Here is a 22,355-nt window from a genome sequence, read left to right as displayed (position 1 = left end):
AACTAGCAATGTAATAAAAGATATATTGACTAGAGAGGCTGGAATAGCCTTGATAGCTTGGGTAAACTTGCTACAGTAGTAGTATTGACCAAGAAGCTCCCACCTCTTAGGTGGTGAGTAGTTCACGTACCCTAATTATTTTAACTTCTTTTGCTGGATGTGCAGCAAAAAAAACAGAAACTGTATCAAAAGTAGAAAACCCCAAGGTTCTTAACATTTCCTATGTAAAAGCACCCCTAAATGTACCATCCATAATTGAAAAGAAAAAACAGCTTTTTGAAAATGAATTTTCAAAAGATGGTATTACTATCAAATATCCAGAAATAACAGAAGGTTCTAAGATGACAGAGGCACTAGCAGCTGGCTCACTTGATTTTTGCAATGCCATTGGTGCAACTTCAGTTATTCTCGCAGGCGCCAATGGGGTTGATATTAAAATTATTGGAATATACAGCAGAGCTCCAAAAGCCTTTACAATAATGGTAAAGGATCCCGCTATAAAAACTATAAACGATCTTAAGGGTAAAACAGTAGTTGGTCCTAAGGGAACAATACTTCATCAGTTACTTCTTGGTGCCCTTACAAAAGAAAATCTAAAAGCAGATGATGTGCAGTTCAGCAATATGGCAATACCCGCTAGTGTATCCGCTCTTCTAGCTGGAAAAGTAGATGCAGCTCTTGTGGCAGGTCCCTCAGTGGCAAATGCTGAGAAAAATGGTGCACGAGTACTTACAACCGGTGAAGGAATTTTAGATGCAACAATTGTAATAGCAGCAAGTGGAAAGTTTTTAGAAAAATATCCAGACATAGCAAAAAGGTATCTTGCAGTTCATGAAAAAAGCCTTCAATTTATGAACGATAGTAAAGATGAAACTTATAAGTTAACTGCCGATGAGACAAAGCTTACATTGGATCAGGTTAAAAGTATGTATGGCTTATATGACTTCAATCCTACCATCACAGAAAAAGATATAGCTGAACTAAATAAAACTCAAGATTTTCTAAAACAAAATGGAATGTTAACTAAAACTATTGATATTAAAAGCTTAATAGAATAGTGCCACCCACGTGGCAAGTGGCAAAAGTGACAAGCTTTAACTACAGCCACTTCCACAAGCCGTTTCCTATATAACTAGAAAAAACTGCTGAAATATATTTAAATATTTCAGCAGTTTTTTTTATTGCGTCAAGTATTTTATTCCGCAAATGTTTTTGGAATTGCCTCTTCAGGCAATTCGCCATGTAGCTCTAAATAATAGTGCCTGATAGGCTTCAAATTATCATCTAGTTCATATACAAGTGGAACTCCCGTAGGTATGTTCAAACTTACTATATTATCACTTGATATATTATCCAAATATTTCACTAATGCTCTTAGTGTATTTCCATGTGCAGAAATTATAATCTTCTTGCCCTGTTTAATTTGGGGTGCTATTTCCTGAAACCATTCTTCCATTACCCTCTTTATAGTATCCTCTAAATTTTCAGTAGTAGGAATCTGATCTTCTCTTAATTCGCTATACTTTAATTCCGTGCCAGGATATCTGTCATCAGTTTTCAAAAGTTCAGGTGGTCTTACATCTACATATCTTCTCCATCTATGAACTTGTTCATCTCCATATTTCTTTGCTGTTTCAGCCTTATTTAACCCTTGCAAAGCGCCATAATGTCTTTCATTTAGCTTCCATGACTTAATTACAGGAATCCACATCAAATCCATCTCATGCAGTGCAATCCAAAGAGTTCTAATTGCCCTTTTTAATACAGAAGTATATGCTAGGTCAAAAGTATATCCATTTTGTTTTAGTATTTCACCCGCTTTCCTTGCTTCAATTAAACCATTCTCTGATAAATCTACATCTGTCCAACCGGTAAATCTATTTTCTTTATTCCAAAGACTTTCGCCATGTCTTAATAAGACTAACTTAATCAACCTAATCCCTCCCCTTATAATTTAAATATTTTGATTATTTGTATTTAGATTATTATACTCCAAATCATTATACATATCCATTAATTGTGAAAACGTAATATTTATAAAATGAATAGTTTCTTGATTTTATAATAGGTAAAATAAATAGGCTTTATACTTATATAGCTTAAACTAATATTCCAAATTATAACATGAAAAAGTTTTTCCTATATATCGCCTTATGATTGATATTATTTTGTCAAAGTTGTACAATAGTGGTATTAATAAAAAACATTGAAAGAAGGCCTATATTATGAAAGTATTAGCTTTAATAGAACCAAATAGAATTGCTTGGATAGATAAAGAAAAACCTATTGCAGGACCATATGATGCAATTATTCGTCCCACTGCAATAGCTCCATGTTCCTCAGATGTTCATACTGCTTTTGAGGGTGGCGCTCAAAAACCTTCTGGTTTTGTTCTTGGACATGAAGCACTTGGAGAGGTTGTTGAAATTGGCAACTTAGTACAAGACTTTAAAGTTGGCGACAAGGTTGTTGTTCCTGCTGGAACTCCTAATTGGCGTTCCAGGGGAATTCAAGAAAATAATTTTAAGCACTCTGATGGTCCATTCTCTAGTCTTAAATTATCTGGAACAAGGGATGGAGTTTTTGCTGAATTTTTCATGGTAAATGATGCTGATAATAACATGGCTTTGCTACCAGAAGACGTTTCTGTTGATGATGCTATTATGGCCGTTGACATGGTAACTACAGGTTTTAGCGGTGCTGAAATGGCTGACATTAAATTTGGTGATTGTGTTTGTGTTATTGGGATTGGACCTGTTGGTCTAATGGCAATTGCAGGAGCTAAACTTCGTGGTGCTGGTCGTATTTTAGCAGTAGGCACCCGTCCTAATTGTGTAGCTTTAGCTAAAGAATACGGTGCAACAGATATCATCAGCTACAAAGAAGGTAATATTGCAAAGCAAGTTCTTGCTCTTACTGGTGGGCGCGGAACTGATGCAACTATCATCGCAGGTGGCGATGCTGAAACCTTTGGTTTAGCAATTGCAATGACACGTTTTGGTGGCGGAAATATCGCAAATATAAACTATTTTACTGGCTCAGAATATTTACCAATTCCGACTCTAGCCTTTGGTCGAGGAATGGCAGGTAAAACCATCCGTGGTGATCTTTGCGAAGGTGGACGTGTTCGTATGGAACGTATTCTTAATATGATTCGTTATGGACGTATTGAGCCAGGTAAAATGATTACTCATAAATACTACGGCTTACACAAGCTTGAAGAGGCTTTTTATGTTATGAGGGACAAGCCTAGGGATTTAATCAAGCCTGTGGTTTATATTGATTGGAGTAAAGAAAAATAGTATTCTATCTAATATTATGAAAATAAAAAAGTTGCCTTACCAAGAAATTTTTTCTAGGTAAGGCAGCTTTTTTTATTTGCAGTTTAGTTCTTACACAAAGCTTATTTACGAAATAGGCATTAACCTACTTATTTGAAAAATAGAAATACCCTCCACCAATCACAGCTAAAATAAGTATAATTAGTAGCATTACTTTTATAATACTAACTGGAGATTCTCCATCAACTTCGCCTGTTTGTCCGTTTACCATAAATCTATAAACTTTAACTTTATAAACATATGCAGAGATCCATATAGGGAGTAAAATATGTTTAAATTTTATTGCATCATAGGAAGTTGAAAAGTTTAAGCTTCTCACTTCATCTCCACCTATATGATGCCTAATCTCACCCCTTAAATCACTCTCTATTTTCCCCTCTGCTAGTTTCCAACCTGATTTTAAATCTATACTATATCTTTCTGCTAAAAAACCTGATAAAAATTCTGGTTTATACTGGACCAGCTCATTTAAATTAAAGGGTTCTAATTTACTTATTATATGCTTATTAATTTGCGATGACGCATTAATTAATATATCATCGAAGAACTTAGAATAATCACCACTTACATAGCTCCATGATGTTTTTCTAACTTGCTTTGAAACCTGCTTTCTTTCAGCGCCCTCACCAACCCATTCAGTTTCTGTTACATAATAGTAGGTGCCTCTTTCTGCAGTATAATCTGAAAAGGTATTGCTATCATATGTCCAGAAAGGTATGTATACCCCATTCATTTTGTTCATGTTATAACTAGATTTAAGTGCCCTGGGGGCAAAAAATAGTTTCTTTATCCAGTTTGTAAACAATTCACCCGCTTTATCTTTGGATATAACAAAGGGAATTAGTGACTCTGGTACTATACCTGCTGCTTCCTGCGTTTTTACTATATGTGAAGAACCACAAAAGGCACAAAATTGTGCTGTACTATTTTCATCTAATATCGTCTCAGCACCACAACTCTCACACTTAATTATTCTTTTTTCATTTCCCCAATTTTTACTTTTAGTATTCTCTGCAGTGTAAAAGTCATTTTCAATTATATTTGTTTTATCAAATTTAACTTCATTTTCATTTGAACAATACAGGCAAACTAATTTTTGTTTTTTAGGCTCAAATACCATATTACCACCACAAGCGGGGCAAAGAAAACGTTCTGTTTGTTCCTGCTTTATATTACTATTTTCAACACTAGGTGTTTCCCCCATATACTCTCCCCCTAATATATTGCTTAAAAAAATTGTTAGTATTTTATATTGTTTTTATGAAAACTTAATCATTTGCGTTACCACATTCTGGGCAGAACTTTGCAGTTGGAGACATTTTAGCATTGCATTTTGAGCATAGCTTTTCTAAGCTTTGAGCACAACCACATTCTGGACAAAATTTTGTATTCTTATTAATTTCTGCTCCACATTTATTACATTTATTCTTTATTTCTTCTAATGGTTTTCCACATTCCGGGCAAAATTTATTATTGCTTGGAACCTGTGAATGACAGTGAGGACATTCAATAGTACTAACCTCAGGCTTATTTTGTGAATAGGAATTTCCTTTTAATGATTCTGTCATAACATTTCCAATAGCAGCACCAGCTCCTATAGATGCTCCTATTCCACCCATACCTGGATTTTGTGCGGCATCTCTTATTGCCTCTGCTGCTTGATACTGAGCATATTGATTTAGATTTCCTAGTACCCTCATAGAGGTCCTCTTGTCCAAAACTTTTTCAACTTCTTCAGGAAGAGATAAATTTTCTATTATTAGAGTTTTAAGCTCAAATCCAAACTCATAGAATTTGGGTTGTAATTTATTTTTAGCTTGCTCACTTAACTCATCATAATTCATAGCAAGATCCAGTGCAGGAATTTTAGATTCACCTATTAAATCTGTAATACCTGATAGAATAGTACGTTTTAATTGTCCTGAGATGCTTTCCGTATCAAACTTCTGATTAGTTCCAAAAACCTCTTTTAAAAATATTTCGGCATTAGTAACTCCATAGGAATAAATGCCATATCCTCTTAATCTAAGCATGCCAAATTCTTTGTCACGCATCATTATAGGATTTGAAGTACCCCATTTTTGATCTGTAAATTGTTTTGAATTAACAAAATACACCTCTGCTTTAAAAGGAGAATTAAAGCCAAACTTCCATGATTTTAGTTTAGTAATTATAGGCATATTTTCAGTAGATAATGTATATCTGCCTGGATAAAATACATCTGCTATAACTCCCTCGTTAATAAACACTGCTATTTGAGATTCTCTTACAGTTAACTGCGCTCCCATTTTTATCTCTTTGTTTTCTACCGGAAATCTATATACCATTGTATTTGTAGTATTATCAGTCCATTCTATTACCTCAATAAATTGACTTTTTATAAATCCAAATAATCCCATATTTACGCTCCCCCTTGTATTCCTTAAATGTACATTTATTCCATAGTATAAATATAATACTATATATATTATTTTCAATTATATATATAGAACCACGGATAATTCTAAATTAACCTTATCTATTAATTATACCATAACCTGCTGTTTATATAGCACTTATATTGTCGAGTTTAGTCTTATTGACATAAACAAAAAACTTGTAAATGCCTAGTTTAATGACATTTACAAGTTTCAAAACCATTATCAACTGCTTTTTTTATGATTCTTTCCAGACCGCATGTCAAATGTTCTATTTGCAAATTGGGATCTCTATTGTTACCTGTCCGCCACCAGTGACAGTGGAGTTATCCACATGAAGTGTTCCCCCATGGAGGTTAACAAATGATTCTGTAATGTACAAGCCTATCCCATAATGGCTTTTCGATGCACGACTAGAGTCTCCCATATAAAATTGCTTTGTGGCTGATTTAATATTCTCGCTTGAAAATCCTTTACCGCTGTCTGTTGTAATAAAACATATTTTATTATCAAACGATTTTACCTCAAAATAAATTTTTCCGCTATTGGGGGAGTAATCCACCGCATTTGAAATAACATTCATAATGGCACGGTAAAACAGAGCTTTATCAAGTGTAATTGACTTAGGCACTTTATTTTTAGTAAATTCAACTTTTAGTCCCTTGGTATTTGCAATGGCTTCAAGCTGCTGGTGAATTGTATTAATAAAATTCTCAGAATCTATGCTTTCCAGTTGTAGAAAAACAGCCTTTTCTGAATTTGAAATCTCAAGCAATGTTTTGATATATTTATCTATTTGACCAGCATTTTTTGAAATATAATCAATGTATTCCCTCTGCTGCTTATCTAATGTTGAATCAGAAAGTAGTTCAGCATTTCCTTTGATAATGGTTAAGGGAGTTTTAAGGTCATGGGCAAGAGCTGAGATTTGCTCCTTCTTCGCTCCTTCAAGATTCCATTGCTGCTCTAAAGATTTTTTTAATTCTGTTTTCATGTCGGAGATTGATAAAAGCACATCATTGAATTCTTTAACCCCTGAATATTCTATGTCAAATTCTAAATCTTGTTCCTTAATTTTTTCAGTAGCCCTCAGGAGAGGCAATAGATTTTTATTTAGTTTTTTTGCATGAATAGTAGTAATTATTAAAACAATGAAAAAATATAAGACCATAAAGGTTACAGTCATACTTATTTCTGGATCTGGTAAATGTTGATTTAAAAACTCAGATTTGTAGCTCATTCTAATATAGTATTGTAAAATACAAAACCCATCTTGCCTTTCAATGAAATAGTAGTACTTTTTGCTTTCATTCTTTGAGAAAGTACCCTTAGCATATTCTGTTGCGGTGATTAAGTCCTTACCCTCTAAATTTGTTTTTACAACTTTATATTTTTTATCAAGAACAGCAAATTTACATCCATAGGGTATCATATTCTCTGTTATTCGGGGTGCAGATGTAAGTAATGCTTTAGCACCTCTAGCCAAATCCTCGCTGTAACTCGGTATAAAAATCACTCCGCTTTGTGTGCATAAGCCCAAAACCACAAAATATAATCCAGCGAACAAAATAAATGTAACTCCTAAAGTTAATAGGTATTTAAAAAGGACTGTCTTTAGAGTAAAAGCTTTTTTCTTTATTTCCATTTGTATCCTATCCCCCATGCTGTCTCAATGGGTAACAGTTCAAAAACAGCCAGCTTTGCCCGTATGTTTTTAACATGCTCCGTAATAGTTGAGCTATCACTTTCACCATCATACCCATAAACACCTTCATATATTTTGTCCTTTGAAAAAACCTGTCCCTTATTTCTGGCAAGAAATTCGCATATGTTATATTCACTTTTGGTAAACGGAATTTTTTTATCATCAACTAAAATTTCCTTACCAGCTAAATCAAACTTCACCCCGGATACGCAAAGAGTACTTCGCCTTTCACGGTTTTCCCGCCTAAGATAAGCATTTACTCTAGCTCTAAGTTCCCCCATACCAAATGGTTTTGTAATGTAATCATCCGCACCAAGGCCTAGTCCGTACATAATATCTGCTTCCATGGTTTTTGCTGTAAGAAAAATAATAGGGCAATCCACAATGCCACGAATTTCCTTGCAAAAGGTGAATCCATCCATACCAGGCATCATGACATCCAGTAAAATCAAATCAAAATTTGAAAATTCACTAGATAAAATTTTTTCAGGATTTACAACTGTAGTTACCAAATGATTATCTTTATGAAGAATATTTTTAATTAAAGCCAATATATCCGGTTCATCATCGATAACCAAAATTTTTGCCATGCTTCCCACCCCTTTATGTTGTCTATAAATAGTATAACGTCAAAATATTTTCAAATCAACCTTTATTATCCATAGATTTCAAAACAAAACTCAGATTCTAATTAACAAATTATCCTTAATCATTGGACTTTCTGCCTTCCCACTTTCTAAACCAAAATAGACTTACTAATACGGAAAGACAGGTGACAGGTACTAGCACAAGAAAACCTTTATGCATTTCTGGTGATACAAAAGCAGAAAGAGATGGCTCTGCTATTTTCACAGTAATATAATCACAAAGCCTAACGCCCCAGGCACAAGGTATCCACTGCCATCGCCCATTACCGAGGCCAGTGATCATAAGCGCAGAAATAAGACTTTCTGCAACTCCAAGGCCTACGGAGGCTCCCATTCCAAATTGAAAGCTTATAAATATGTGCAGTATATAAAGAAATAAGTTTCCAATCAATAATGCTACCGCTACTTTCAAGTAAAATATTGGAGGCGCTGTTTTATATACAAGTGCAAAGGTTCCAACAGCAAGTGTAATAGAGAAACTTCCAAGTGAAAATAAAAGAATTAACTTGCTTAAGTATGTTATGGCTTTTGATTTTATACTACATAACAACACTTGAAAATTTCCCGCCTGTTCCTCCTGTTCAATTACCATGCTAGTTAGCAATCCTATCATAAATGGAAATGCAACTGCTAGTACCTCAATATATGCATTTACTTTGGAAATCGAAGGCGCTCCTACTAAGGCATAATATCCCAAAAACATTAAAACTCCTGCCATTGGTATTATTAGGTGAAGCCATAGAATAGAAATATGTTTTAATTTATAAAAATCAGACTTTATACAACGAAGTAAAACACTCATATTATTTTACCTCCTGATTTTTGAACCAATTAGAGGTGAGGACCAGTAACAACGCAAACAAGGCAAGGGACAGAACAATTCCAATAGGAATAACTATAGGATTTAATAAATTGCTTCCAGCTTCTACAGGTAGTCCATTGGGTAATATACCAAGAGTAGCACACATAAGTCGTGATGCCCAACTATAAGGACAAATCCACCATAACTCTGTGTTTGCAACGCTTATACTTAATAAAATTCCACCACAAACATTGATTAAGAGGGTTGCCATAAATCCGAATTTTTTAGCAAGAAACAGACAAAGAGGGATTTGCCATAAAAATGTAATTGTAATTAAAACAGCTGCAGCCAATGCATGAAAAATTGTTATGGTGACAGTAACTGGCAAAATAAGACCTCCTAAAATAATTTCAACTGACAAAACTATGGAGGCGAAAAGGACATAAATAGCAATTACTAAATTTTTTGAAATCCATACTTTTTTTAAAGAAATTGGCAAAGTAAATACAGCCTGATAGTGCAACTTTTTTTCTTCCTTTTGGTTAATCAAGGCTGCCATCAAAGAAATGTATCCAAATAGTATTAGCATGTACCAAGAATTGAATGCATTGGATTGAACTCCAGAAAAAGATAAAAATGCTATAATCAAAGTCGCTACTGGTGCAAGAAAAATCATTTTTTTTATAAAAGTTCGCTTGTATTTTAGATTTTCAGCTTGCAAATATTTTAGCATCATTACTCCTCCTCCCTGTTCTTTTTCACAACCTCTGTGAAAAGCACTTCCAGATCTTCCCCAAGATTAATTTTGCCGTTATACCCGAGCACCCCATTACTTATAATACCGATATGATCTGCAATAAGTTCAACCTCAGACAATATATGGCTAGATAAGATAACTGTTATTCCCTGCGCCGGAAATGAACGTATTAACTCCCTTAAATCTTGTATTCCAATAGGATCAAGACCATTTGTAGGTTCATCTAAAATCAATAATTTAGGTTTGTTTAGTAGTGCAATTGCGATTCCAAGCCTTTGCTTCATCCCCATAGAAAACTGTCCCGCTTTCTTCTTGCCTGTATTCGTCAAAGCCACCGTTTCCAGTACTTCTTTAATACGAGAATCGGGTAGCCCTAAAAGAATAGTTCGTACTTTCAGATTTTCAACGGCCGTAAGATTTTCATAAAGAGGTGGCGATTCAATCAAAACTCCTATATCAGAAAGATCCTTCCTACTCCAAGGATGCCCTTCAAAAATAATTTCTCCTGATGTGGGGTGAAGCATTCCCGTAATCATTTTTAATAGAGTTGATTTCCCGGCACCATTTGGTCCTAGCAATCCATATACAGAATTTTTCTCAATGGATAGCGAAATGTTATTTACCGCAGATTGTTTTTTAAAAGACTTGCAAAGATTTTTTGTTTGTAAAATGTAATTATTCTTATTCATAATCTTAATCATCTTCCTCTCATTTACTATAGTTTTATAATACTAAGTAATTATAAGGATTCTATAAGGATTTCAAAAATTCTTCTTTTACATCATAATCTGCGTATAAACAGAAAAAATATATAGACTAGCTTCTTAGCTAGTCTATATATTTTTTGTAAATCATACTAAACAAGGTCACCTTATCACTAATAATTCATTTACCACAATAAAAATGACAGTTTATGCTCTATTTATTTCTTAGGCAATTTCACTTCTACCACAGTTCCCTTTCCATACTCACTTTCAAAACTTAATTCACCTTTATGTAGGTTTATTATTTCATTTGATATTGCAAGTCCCAGTCCACTTCCTGATTTCTTAGAATTTCCTTTGTAAAACTTTTTAGTAATGTTTTTTAAATCTTCTTCACTTATTCCTATACCATTATCTTTTATGGTTATTGCTATACTTTCCTTATTCTCTACATAGCATATACAAATTTCATCCCCCTCCTTTGTAAACTTCAATGCATTATCTAGTATATTGATAAAAACTTGTTTTAGCCTGTTTTTATCACCATCAATAAGTTCAGTTTCATAAATATTATACGTTAATATAATTCCATTTTTCAGTGCTCTTGGCTCTAACTCCATAATTATATTTTTTAAAAGTTTACCTATATCAATTTCATCTATATGAAGAGTAATCCTACCAGATTGAAATCTTGAAAAGTCTAAAAGTTCCTCAACCATTAGTGATAATCTTTCACTTTCTTCAACTATAATATTAAGTGCCTCTGCTTTTTTAATCTCATCTGTAAATTCTTTTCTTTTTAATGTTAATGCCCAGCCTTTTATAGAGGTTAATGGTGTCCTAAGTTCATGGGATATGGATGAAATAAATTCATTCTTCAATTTATCATTTTTTAATATTTCCTCGGACATATAATTCAAAGTATCCGCCATTTTACCTACTTCGTCATTATATTTTTTATCTACTCTTATTGAAAATTTACCGCTGGCCATTTCATTAGCGGCATTTGTTACAGTTTTTAAAGGTTCTATAATAGTTTTAGACATAATGAGACTGAGTATTGTTGTAGCTAAAATAACAAAGATTCCTATTAACACAAATATGAAAAATATATTTTCAAGCAGTTTATTTACCATTTCCATTGAGGTTATAAATCGTATAACTCCAACTGATCTACCACTTGATGTTAAAACCTTTGAAACTGCCATTACACTTTCGCTACTTTCTTTATATTCGCCCTTGAATACTGCTATTTCACCATTTAGTGCTTCATCAATATCTGGTGAATTTATCTTAATTCCAGTTGAAACACCTTTACTATCATTAATTACTACTCCATTTAAATCCACTATCTGAATTTCCGAGTTTGTTAAATAAGAAAAATTATCTAATATATCATTAGATGCCTTTGAAATATCTGTATCCGCAAAATATTTCTTGTAAAAGTTACTTGAAATTTCAGCTTGATTTTTCAATGTATTTTCAATGCTATTGTAATAATATTTTTTTATACTAACCATAAATATAGTCTCAAATGTAACTACAATTAAAATTATAAGTATTAAGTAACTTACTGTAAGCCTGGTCTTAATACTTCTCAATGCACTGCCTCCTCTCATTTTCCAAACCTATATCCCACTCCCCAAACCGTTTGTATATAAATAGGTTTTGATGAATTATCTTCTATTTTTTCTCTTATTCTCCTTACATGCACATCAACAGTTTTTATTTCCCCAAAAAAGTCCTCTCCCCAAGATAAATCTAAAAGGTTTTCCCTAGAAAGTGCTTTATTTATATTTTCCATAAATACTTCTATAAGTGAAAACTCTCTAAAGGTGAATTCTATTTCAACACCATTTTTATAAAACTTTTGTGATGATTTATTAAGTTTCAATTCTCTATAGGTAAGCACATCTGAAGTAATGTTATTTCTTTTTGTTTTTCTTAAATTAGCATTTATTCTTGATATAAGTTCCATAGGATTAAAGGGCTTGACCATATAATCGTCAGCCCCAATATCAAGCCCTATTATTTTATCCATATCCTGTGCCTTTGCTGTTAGCATAATTATACAACAATCGTAACACTTTTCTCTTAATCTTTTACATACCTCATAACCATCCATATTAGGTAGCATTATATCGAGAATTACTACATCTGGTTTTTCAGCTTCACACTTAATTAATGCTTCTTCCCCCGAGGATGCTTCTATAACTTGAAATTTACTTAAAGATAAATTTAAGGTTATAAAACCCCTAATATGTTTTTCATCCTCAACAACAATAACTTTTTCATTCATTTACCCCCACACCCCGAATTATTATTTTATTTCACCCAACTCTACATGGTCTTTTACAATTTCATTTTTAAAATATTCCTTTTTTTCAAGGTTACTAATTACGTCCAAATATTTTTGATAATATCCCATTCCCTTATCATCTTGTTTTAGCTTATAGCATGACTTTGCAAGTTCCAAATAAATATCTCCTAATGTCACTTCTTCTTTGCTGTATTCAAGACTATCTTTATTTTCTTTATCCTTTTTATTTACTTCTATCTTCTTAAGTTGTTTTGCTGCTGCATCTTCCAAAACATTCTTTGCCTCATCATATTTTTTGAGCCCATTTAGTGCCTGTGCCTTTAGCACATAAAATTCAGTGTCAGTAAAAAATTTAAACGTTCCATTTTTATCATTATTTGCATCAATACCTATCTTTATAGAGTTAATAGCATCATTGTACATATTTGCTTTCACCTGTGAATCAGCTAAATAGTACCAGTGTGTAACATCCTTAGAGTTCTTAGCCATTATATCTTTATAGTATTTCACTACATTTTTGAAGTATTCTGGATATAAATCTTTAGCATAAGTAAATTTCCTACCATCATATCTAATTAAGTCAATTCCATAGGATTTATCTGGTCCACATACTCTCCACCCTGCAAAAACAAATCCCTTTTTATCATTTTCTAAAGAAGTATTTAATATCTCCATCTTATTCCATGATCCTAAATCTACTTTATTCATTTCATCATCATTAAACGTAAATAAGTTATAGTTCACCCCTGCAAGAGTAGAAATTAGATTCCCAAACAGCAAAGTTTTTTTACCATTTCCATATAAATCTATAAATTCACTTTTTAATATATTATTTCCTTGACTTTTGTACTCATATATTTTATTCCATTTTCCGTCTTTTTCTTTAATTACCACAAACCCCTTTTCAAAGGATTCTGGAATATCAAAAAATCCTATAATTTCATCTTTTTTATCATTATCAAAATCCACCTTAATAACAGTCTTTCCTGTAGCTATTTTTGATACATCCACTAGCTTCGATTTGTTAGGTAAAAATTGTTTTGCTATTGCGCTTATGTCTTCCTTTTTAACCTGTGATTCTAAAATTTTAGGTGACTTTATTAATGCACTTGGACTTGATGCACTGCACCCTCCTGTAAACATTAAAGATGCCACTAGTGACAAAATTATTATAGATTTTCTATTCATTTAAAACACCCCTTAATTGTTTTTTTCTTTCTATGTTACTATTCTAAACCTTATTTGTTATTAAATAGTTACGTAGAAGTAAAGAATTGATAAGGGACTATCTCAAAATAGAAATTAACTTCTATTTTGAGATAGTCCCTTTTTAAGAGATGACAAAACTTATTTTAAACAACAATTTTTATATTTCTTACCGCTACCACAGGGACAAGCATCATTTCTGCCAACTTTAGTATTTAAACCCTGTATAGTACTACTTAAGATGGGCTCAATTTGATTTTTTTTTGTTTTTGAAACATTTCTGGGACTATGCCCCTTTAAAACCCATTGTATAGAATTATTATAAACTGCAATAATCAAATCTATTGGTTGCTTTAACTGTTCTAGATTTTCCACTTCAAATTTTACTGAAAATTTTTCTACTATATCATTAAATTCATATCCAATTTTAAAACTCAATTTAATACCTTGGATATAGTCTAAAACTTGGTCTTTTGAAACTTCAAAATTATCACATAGAAAAGTACTTAATTCTCTATCATATTCGTTCCATTCCACAAAATCAAATCCAGCGGCATCTAGTACTTGCTTTTCAGTAAGCGACATATAATTAATATTACTTTTAATTTCCTGTTGATTAATTAATTTTTCTGGATCAATAACTTGTTTTGAACACCAATAATTATCACGAAGATATACTTCATCGTCTTTTTTACAACTTTCGTAAATAATATTAAATATAGTAACCATATCGTAATGTTTTTTGGTATAGTTAGTTATCATATCATGAGCTTTCTGAAAAGGTATCACTCCATAATAAAACAACAGTCCCTTTAAAAGTTTAGTTACTTTTTCATTTTGCTTTATTTCTGAAACAATATTTAGATTGTTTATTAATAAACTACTACTCATTAGTATATCTTCAGGTATAAAAATATAATTTTCATCATTGTTATTTTTAAAGCACCCTATTATACCAAATCGTCTTAAATAAGAGAAAACATCAGAAAATTCATCTTTATATTTTAGTATCCCCTTATGTTTCATCAGCTTTTTGAGTAATTTATATTCACTATCCGTAAATTTTTTCAATATTTCAGGAAGTAATGCTTTAATATTAGCATCAAGAGCCATAGCAAGCTTTTGCTTATTTAATGAGCTAATCCCTGAAATACATAAATTCTTCCTTACCTCATCCAAATCGTTTTTAGTATATGTAGCAAGTGTTTCATATAACGATACTTGTTTGTTTAAACTTGCAAACATTTTACAAAAATTATTAGCATTTAATTGATTTATATTCATTTCTATCACCACCACTACATACATTATTAACTTTTATAGCTAATAAATCAAGTATTAACATAATTAATATTATTTATTCCACTAATTTTGGGTGTTTGATAGTTAATAAATTATTACAATTTAAAATTTCTCATAGAATTTTGGAGCTCGGCGGCCATTTTAGTTAAATTTTCAGCCGCATTAGCTACTTCCTTCATTAATGCTGTCTGCTCCTCAGAGCCAGCTGCCACATTTTGAGAGTTCCCTGATGCCTCACTAGATATTCTCGATACATTTTCAACACCCTCAAGCATATTATGAGTACCTGCACTTATTTCTTCTACTACAGCCGATACATCTTGCATCTCGGATGCCATATAATTAACATCATGCAATATATCACCAAATGATTTGCCAGCTTCATTAACCTTCCTAATCCCATCATCTACCGCTAAGGTGCCATTATTCATAGCTTTTACCGCATTTATAATTTCATTTTGAATTTCATGTATTAACCCAGAAATATTTCCTGCTGCCTCTGCCGATTGCTCTGCGAGTTTCCTTACTTCATCAGCAACAACAGCAAATCCTCTACCTTGCTGCCCTGCTCTAGCCGCCTCAATAGCTGCATTTAAAGCTAATAAATTAGTTTGCTCTGCAATAGATGTTATTGATGATACTATGCCTCCTATCTTAGTAGACTTATCTCCGAGTACTGAAACTACCTGCGAGGAAACAGCCACTTTTTCACTAATATTATTCATATAATCAATAGCAGAATTTATAATTTCATTACCTTTTTCAGCTTTAGCAGATGTGGCTAGAGATGCATTGGTAACACCTTGCACATTTTGCGATATTTGCTCTATACCCGTAAATATCTCTTTTGCTACTCTTGATGCATCAAGGGCAATCACTACCTGTTCTTCGCTTCCCTGAGCAACCTTTTGAATAGCTAGTGATATCTCTTCTGCCGACTGCTGGGTTTGGTCTGAACTTGCTGTAAGCTCTTCTGATGTTGCTACAACCTGCTCTAAGCTTTCTATAGTACTCTTAACTAACACTCTTAAATTATTAGTCATTTTATTTAAATGACTTCCCATTTCCCCTAGTTCATTTTTATTATTAACCTCTAATGTTTTCGTTAAATCACCTTCTGCAATAGCAAAAGAAAGATCATTTACTCTCTTTATATTTCTTGTTATATATGAACTAAATAAAAGAACTACAACAATAACTAAAACGGAAGCCACTAATAGAATTGAAATAATTTTTATTAATAAACTTTGAAGTGATGCATAAAGCTCCCTTTCAGGCATTACTAATGCAACTATCCATCCAGTTTCAGGAATTACTTTATAATAAACTTGTTTTTCACCATCTACATCCTTGTACCCAGCATTACCATTTTTATCTTTTGTAATTTTTTTACCTACCTCAGCTATATTTTTATTAGGATTTTCAGCAATCTTCATTTTCATTATCTTTTCAGCGCTGTCTCCTGCTAAATATGTGCCATCACCACTCAAAAGCACAGCCTTCCCAGTATTACCAACTTTGATTTCAGATATTTTCTTTTGAATTTGTGCTAACCCCATATCAGCTGTTGTAACTCCAATAAAATTATTATTTTCATCATAAAATGGTGCTGTGGCTGTTACCATAGCAATCTTAGTTACAGGATCAACATATGCAGAGGACCACACAACAACCTTATCAGTATTTTTGCCTAAAGTATACCATTCTTCTTTAGTGTACTCATATTGTGTTGTTATGTACTCATCTGAATATTTTGCTTTTCCATTTTCTTTAAATGCATATGGAGAAAAATACTTTAAAGCCTTATCATATTTATAAGGTTCAAACCATATTCCAAGTCCAAAAGTATCTTCATTGATACTTATACTCTTTTGTGTAAGAGAAACAAAATTATCTTTTTTCATTATTTTATCCATAGATTCCACACTTCTCGATACTGAAGCCGGAATTTGACCATGTTTTTCTAAGTCTGTTTGAATGGAGTTTACTGTTTCCTTTAATTGATGATTCATTTTTTGCTCAATCTCAATATTTATCGTTTTTTTCGAATTACTATAAGCAAAGATTCCTATAGCCGTAAAAGTTAACAAAAATACTGGTAAAATTGAAGCTAATATAATTGTATTTATCTTTCTTGGCTTTATTTAAAAATTTAAAATTTGTATCTTTTGTTTTTTTCATATTTTTCCCCCAATATTTTTTCTTTTGTTATATTATCGTTTTTATTTTTAAATTCTTTAGATGTTTTTTTACCATAATACTGGTAACTCAAAAAACTGCTGAAATATTTGACTATATTTCAGCAGTTCCAGAATCCCTAATATAAAATTAAATACTCATCAAAGACTTTACTCTCTCTATTAAAACTTTTTATGCTATTATTTTCAACATCTATTACAGAAGTTTTTTTATTATTCACACAGGCAATTAAATATTTTTCTTCAATGTAATTTTGGATAGTTCCCAAATCATTTGAGTAAGTATAGTTAATATTTCCATTAATAACTTCTTTCATTTCAATTTTATCATTTGTCAAATTCTTAAGTTGAAAAATAGATTTATACTTATCCCCTAAGCAGCATATATATCTAAAATTCTTAATTTCTTCCTCATCATATTCTTCAGGCAATTTTATTGTTTTCTTTGATAAGTCCTGCTTATTAAGCATAACCAAAACATTTGCTTCTTCTTCTCCAAAATCTCCCACAAGATAATATATATTATTTTCGTCAGTTCCAGAAAATATCTCAAATCCTTTAATGCCCCTTGATTCAATATCTATAAAATATATCTTCTCTTTTCCCGACTTAACCTCTGTTAAAAACGTTTTCAAAGGAGAATACTTAAGACAATCTTTGTAAAAGAATTTTTCTTTTTTCGGTACCCTATTCATATGATCAAACATATATATTTCTTCTTTTTCAAAAGATTCCAAATAATTTTCTTCATACACCACACACATCTCATTCATAATTGTACTTTTAAAAAAAACCAGGCGAAATCCTCTTAAAAAATTAGTATCTTTGATTTCATATTCTTCCCCATTACTAATATTATAAAGGATACCCCTATCATAACCATAATGATCTTTACCGTAATCAAAGTTTTCAAAATCATATACTTCTTCCGGTTTATAAAAAACTAAAATATGATTATCATCTAAAACCTCAAATTCTAAATTTGGATACTTGTTATCCATTTTAAATTCAAAAATAGTATCTGATTTTTCCTCTTCAATACCAATCTTATTTAAAAAATACTGATTTTCAAATAATTGCTTTTTCATGGTTATATAATAGTGGGCATCCTCTCCATCTATCTTTTTTTCATGAAAGACATCCGCTAATATTGGATATTTATTCCTATCGATTTTACTTAATTTTTCATCCTTAAAATTGTAAAAATAATAATTTAAAATCCCTGACTCAGTAAATTGATACTCTTTATTCTCACTAATTAATAGTAAATCACCATACTTACTAATTGGCATCAATTTATTTTTAGAATATTTCTTCAAATCTATAATTTCCATAAACCCACCCCTACATATAAATAATTTAAGAGCAATGCTCTCCCTAATGATTATTTACATATATTGAGATATTAATCATATTTACTATAATTTTCATGTAATAATATTATAATACTTACTATATAACTAAGTGCCCTTTTTTCTCAGCTACAATAACAGTAGAAATTTTTTTATACTTCGTTTTCGTCTTCTGAATTTTTATACCTTTTAATTAATTCCTGTTTAACAAGCCAAAGTTCCAGAGATAAATCCACATAGTATTTATGAGGATTAGAGAATCTTCTAACTTCCTCCCATATACTGTCTACTTGAGTTTTACAATACGATCTTATTTCTTCTATTGTTGGTAATTCATATACACATTCTCCCTTAAGGAAAACTGGAACTTGAAGCTTTTTAGCATAAAAATTAGTGACTTTTTTCTTCTTCCAAATAGAAACTGGATCAAAGATAGTATAAGATGCTGCTTCATTTATAGACTCGCCAGCCAATGTGATAACATCAGCAATTGCCTTATGTGTGTTCTTATCATACAATCTCCAAATCATTTTGTATCCTGGATTAATAATTTTTTCTTCATTTTCGCTTAATTTAATTCTAGGCGAAATCTCTCCATTTTCTTCAACAGCTACTAATTTATAAACTCCACCAAATACTGGTTCTGATTTAGCGGTAACCATTCTTTCACCAACACCAAATATATCTATTTTTGCATCTTGGTTTAATAAATCCGTAATTATATATTCATCTAGACTATTTGAAGCTACTATCTTACAATCTGTAAGTCCAGCTGCATCAAGCATTTTTCTTACTTTTTTAGATAGATATGCAAGGTCTCCACTGTCTAACCTAATTGCTTTTAATCTCATTCCAATTGGTTCAAGCACATCTTTCGATACTTTAATCGCATTCGGAATACCACTTTTTAAAACGTTATAAGTATCAACAAGCAGTGTGCAGGAATCTGGGTAAGTTTTTGCATAGGTTGCAAATGCCTTATATTCATCTCCAAATAATTGTATCCACGAGTGAGCCATGGTACCCATTGCAGGGACTCCAAACATTGTTTCTGCCATTACAGTGGCTGTGCCCGTTACGCCTCCAATATAAGAAGCTCTAGCACCCATTATAGCTCCGTCCGCTCCATGCGCTCTTCTAGCTCCTAGTTCCAAAACCGGTCTTCCCTTTGAGGCTCTAACTATTCTATTGGCTTTCGTAACTATTAAACTTTGATGATTAATTGATAACAGAAGCATTGTTTCAATAAGCTGTGCATCAATTACCTTTGACCTAACAGTTACAAGTGCTTCATTTGGAAATACTGGTGTTCCTTCAGGTATAGCATAGATATCTCCAGTAAATTTAAAAGTTAATAAGTATTGTAAAAATTCTTCTGATAAAATTCCTTTACACCTTAAGTAATCAATATCTTCTTTCGTAAACTTGAGTTTTTTAATAAAATCAATAAGTTGCTGGAGTCCTGCTACTATTGAGTAGCCTGCTCCATCTGGATTTTTCCTGTAAAACATATCAAAATAAACGATAGTATCTGAAAGCCCATTTACAAAATATCCATTTGACATTGTTAATTCATAAAAATCCATTAACATTGAAAGGTTTCTTTCATCTTTAATATTGAATTTGGTTATTGTATTACTCATTTGCATTTTTCTCCTTAAACGTATTTTTTATTTTATCATTCTTTTAATATTTTATAATATTGTATCAACTACCTCTATACCATTGGACTTCATTTCCCAAAGGGATATAACTTTCATCAAATCTCCATCATGAGTTTCAAAATCAAAGGTTTCTACTGAATCTATCGGCACAATAATTCTTCTATCAAGATTCTTTTCATTAAAATATGTTTTTAATGTTTCTGCAAAATGCTTAACACATATATCACTGGAGCATCCTTCTATTATATAATTTTCGATTTGCTGCTCATTTTCATCTAACCACATTTTAAATTCTGGTGCATGAAATCCATTAGTACTATTCTTATGAATTATTGTGGTATTACTATGAAGTGTTGCTCCACAATTCAATGAAGGTATAAGTTCTGCCTCTTCACTATTTTTTATGCAATGCTTTGCGTAAGTTTTAAACTCCGTAGAATCTTCATCATGTTGTTCTAAAAAGAAAATCTTCTTATAAGCATATGTTCTTTCATTAATAGCTACAATATTATCTATGATTTTTACAACTCTAGGTGAAGACATTATTCCTGCATGAACAAATCCATTCACCATGTCTACAACTATTAATGCTGTTTTTTCTTTAGGTAGGTCAGTTAAATTAATTACTTCACCCTTTATTTCATTTTCCATATCAAATATCTTATTTATCATTAAATTTATCATTTATATCATTTCCTTTCAAATATATCTGGTGTAGAACATGCTACACAGATTGATTTTATAAATTGGGCTACATATAATCTCTTTATTCATCGAAAAAGCTGTGTTCCCATCCTTCATTAAAAGTATAGCAAATTGCAGGTCTTCCTGAAGTTAACTTTTCTTTTTCAGTCTTTATCACCATTTTTTTAATCTTTCTTCTAAAATTAGCCCTTGAAAATGGCTTTTCTAAATGTAATATTGTCTCATACAGTTTTTGAGCCTCTCTTAAAGTAAAATATTCAGGTAAAAGAGTAAATGCTATTGGTGTATATTCTATTTTATTTTTTAATCTTTCAATAGCATAATATACCAAATTAATATGATCAAAGGCAAGTTCCTCACTGCTCCATTCCAGTGGTTCATAAGAGGGTACTTTAATTGAAATAATTCCGTTTTTAATAAATCTTTCAGTGACCAGGTATCCTATCTTAATATCATCATCATCAGAAATAAAGGTTAAATTGTAAGAATCAACTCTAGAAGTTCCTGAATTATTAGAAGAAATAAAATCTTTTCTTACGGTAAACCATTTAGCCTCTGTAGCATCATCTCCGGCTATCGGCTTAATACTCGCTTTATTAGCCAAGGCCAAATAAGCTATTGACATAACTCTCATTCTTGGATCTCTTTCTACTGAATCACCGAAAGTTTTTAGTTGTTCAAAATATACATTATCAATATTAGTTTCTTCTTTTAATTCTCTAAAGCAAGCATCATTTAAAGCTTCATCAATATGTACAAACCCTCCTGGAATAGCATAGCAACCAAGGTATGGATGATCTGCCCTCTTTATTAAAAGTATTTTAAGTGCTTTATCAGGATCTTTTCCCTCTACAGGTACATCATCTACTGTAAAAAGCAACATATCCACAGTATTAGATGGTCTATCATAGTTCCCTGGTATGTAACTGTCTAAAAACTCTTTTTCTGTTAACCCATCTTTATTTTTTATATTTATATTTCTCATAATCATGTTCCCTTTCTTATTTATATTTTTTATTTTATGACTATGTACGTCAAAATGCTTTGTACTACTTTGATACTATAACCTTAGCACCATTATAGTACAAAGTCAATACCTTTTCTACTTTCTTCTTTTAATACTTAGAATTTATTAACTTAGTATAAATTCAGCATAATTCATTAGTTTTTTCCTGCTATAACCTTTAAACACTAGCTTTTTTTTAGTATAATATTTATTATAAAGCTCAAAAAGG

19 protein-coding genes are annotated in these 22,355 nt (G+C 31.7%); 2 read left to right on the top strand and 17 right to left on the bottom strand.

Translation table 11 applies throughout. The features are described 5' to 3' along the window. Window positions 1–113: 113 nt before the first annotated feature. Entirely contained in the window at window positions 114–1,058 is a 945-nt protein-coding gene (locus ACREVU_RS01565; protein ID WP_431549881.1) for an ABC transporter substrate-binding protein, read from the top strand. A gap of 137 nt (window positions 1,059–1,195) precedes the next feature. On the opposite strand, the gene gpmA is transcribed toward ACREVU_RS01565, so the two are convergent. Continuing rightward, on the bottom strand, window positions 1,196–1,933 hold the full coding sequence (gene gpmA, locus ACREVU_RS01560) for a 2,3-diphosphoglycerate-dependent phosphoglycerate mutase (protein ID WP_431549880.1): 738 nt from the start codon (window positions 1,931–1,933) through the stop codon (window positions 1,196–1,198). Window positions 1,934–2,225: 292 nt separating this feature from the next. Here gpmA and ACREVU_RS01555 point away from each other — a divergent pair, with 292 nt between their 5' ends. Next, window positions 2,226–3,302 carry an NAD(P)-dependent alcohol dehydrogenase gene (locus ACREVU_RS01555; RefSeq protein ID WP_431549879.1) on the top strand — a complete coding sequence of 359 codons (1,077 nt, stop codon included), beginning with the start codon at window positions 2,226–2,228 and terminating at the stop codon, window positions 3,300–3,302. A gap of 124 nt (window positions 3,303–3,426) precedes the next feature. On the opposite strand, the gene ACREVU_RS01550 is transcribed toward ACREVU_RS01555, so the two are convergent. From ACREVU_RS01550 to ACREVU_RS01475, 16 genes are all read right to left on the bottom strand, one after another. Next, window positions 3,427–4,545 carry a TFIIB-type zinc ribbon-containing protein gene (locus ACREVU_RS01550; protein ID WP_431549878.1) on the bottom strand — a complete coding sequence of 373 codons (1,119 nt, stop codon included), beginning with the start codon at window positions 4,543–4,545 and terminating at the stop codon, window positions 3,427–3,429. Between the two features lie 64 nt (window positions 4,546–4,609). Then, entirely contained in the window at window positions 4,610–5,740 is a 1,131-nt protein-coding gene (locus tag ACREVU_RS01545; protein WP_431549877.1) for an SPFH domain-containing protein, read from the bottom strand. Window positions 5,741–6,029: 289 nt separating this feature from the next. Next, window positions 6,030–7,403 carry a sensor histidine kinase gene (locus ACREVU_RS01540; protein WP_431549876.1) on the bottom strand — a complete coding sequence of 458 codons (1,374 nt, stop codon included), beginning with the start codon at window positions 7,401–7,403 and terminating at the stop codon, window positions 6,030–6,032. Further along, a complete protein-coding gene (locus ACREVU_RS01535; RefSeq protein ID WP_431549875.1) occupies window positions 7,394–8,053 on the bottom strand; it encodes a response regulator transcription factor in 660 nt (219 codons plus the stop codon). The genes ACREVU_RS01540 and ACREVU_RS01535 overlap by 10 nt, the downstream gene beginning before the upstream one ends. A gap of 115 nt (window positions 8,054–8,168) precedes the next feature. After that, window positions 8,169–8,912, bottom strand: coding sequence for a lantibiotic immunity ABC transporter MutG family permease subunit (locus ACREVU_RS01530; protein WP_431549874.1), 744 nt, complete (start codon window positions 8,910–8,912; stop codon window positions 8,169–8,171). Window position 8,913: 1 nt separating this feature from the next. Next, the gene (locus ACREVU_RS01525; protein ID WP_431549873.1) at window positions 8,914–9,648 is read right to left on the bottom strand and encodes a lantibiotic immunity ABC transporter MutE/EpiE family permease subunit; all 735 of its coding nucleotides are present in this window, start codon (window positions 9,646–9,648) and stop codon (window positions 8,914–8,916) included. Then, window positions 9,648–10,370 carry a lantibiotic protection ABC transporter ATP-binding protein gene (locus tag ACREVU_RS01520; protein WP_431549872.1) on the bottom strand — a complete coding sequence of 241 codons (723 nt, stop codon included), beginning with the start codon at window positions 10,368–10,370 and terminating at the stop codon, window positions 9,648–9,650. The genes ACREVU_RS01525 and ACREVU_RS01520 overlap by 1 nt, the downstream gene beginning before the upstream one ends. Before the next feature lie 221 nt (window positions 10,371–10,591). After that, window positions 10,592–11,974, bottom strand: coding sequence for a sensor histidine kinase (locus tag ACREVU_RS01515; RefSeq protein ID WP_431549871.1), 1,383 nt, complete (start codon window positions 11,972–11,974; stop codon window positions 10,592–10,594). 14 nt (window positions 11,975–11,988) lie between these two features. After that, on the bottom strand, window positions 11,989–12,672 hold the full coding sequence (locus ACREVU_RS01510) for a response regulator transcription factor (RefSeq protein WP_431549870.1): 684 nt from the start codon (window positions 12,670–12,672) through the stop codon (window positions 11,989–11,991). Between the two features lie 21 nt (window positions 12,673–12,693). Then, window positions 12,694–13,881: a tetratricopeptide repeat protein gene (locus tag ACREVU_RS01505; protein ID WP_431549869.1), complete on the bottom strand. Its 1,188-nt coding sequence runs from the start codon at window positions 13,879–13,881 to the stop codon at window positions 12,694–12,696. Between the two features lie 159 nt (window positions 13,882–14,040). Beyond that, window positions 14,041–15,183, bottom strand: a complete 1,143-nt coding sequence (locus ACREVU_RS01500; RefSeq protein WP_431549868.1) for a YecA family protein — start codon at window positions 15,181–15,183, stop codon at window positions 14,041–14,043. A 113-nt stretch (window positions 15,184–15,296) separates the two neighbouring features. Next, a complete protein-coding gene (locus ACREVU_RS01495) occupies window positions 15,297–17,291 on the bottom strand; it encodes a methyl-accepting chemotaxis protein (protein WP_431549867.1) in 1,995 nt (664 codons plus the stop codon). 227 nt (window positions 17,292–17,518) lie between these two features. Beyond that, on the bottom strand, window positions 17,519–18,733 hold the full coding sequence (locus ACREVU_RS01490) for a hypothetical protein (protein WP_431549866.1): 1,215 nt from the start codon (window positions 18,731–18,733) through the stop codon (window positions 17,519–17,521). A gap of 170 nt (window positions 18,734–18,903) precedes the next feature. Beyond that, window positions 18,904–20,394: a nicotinate phosphoribosyltransferase gene (locus tag ACREVU_RS01485; protein ID WP_431549865.1), complete on the bottom strand. Its 1,491-nt coding sequence runs from the start codon at window positions 20,392–20,394 to the stop codon at window positions 18,904–18,906. A gap of 51 nt (window positions 20,395–20,445) precedes the next feature. Next, complete coding sequence (locus tag ACREVU_RS01480; RefSeq protein ID WP_431549864.1) at window positions 20,446–21,087, bottom strand: cysteine hydrolase family protein; 642 nt, start codon at window positions 21,085–21,087, stop codon at window positions 20,446–20,448. Between the two features lie 94 nt (window positions 21,088–21,181). Then, a complete protein-coding gene (locus tag ACREVU_RS01475; protein WP_431549863.1) occupies window positions 21,182–22,105 on the bottom strand; it encodes an NUDIX hydrolase in 924 nt (307 codons plus the stop codon). Window positions 22,106–22,355 lie beyond the last annotated feature (250 nt).

Source organism: Clostridium sp., from assembly GCF_050717535.1.
Taxonomy (GTDB): domain Bacteria; phylum Bacillota; class Clostridia; order Clostridiales; family Clostridiaceae; genus Clostridium_AD.
This window is presented reverse-complemented; position numbering and strand designations above follow the sequence as displayed.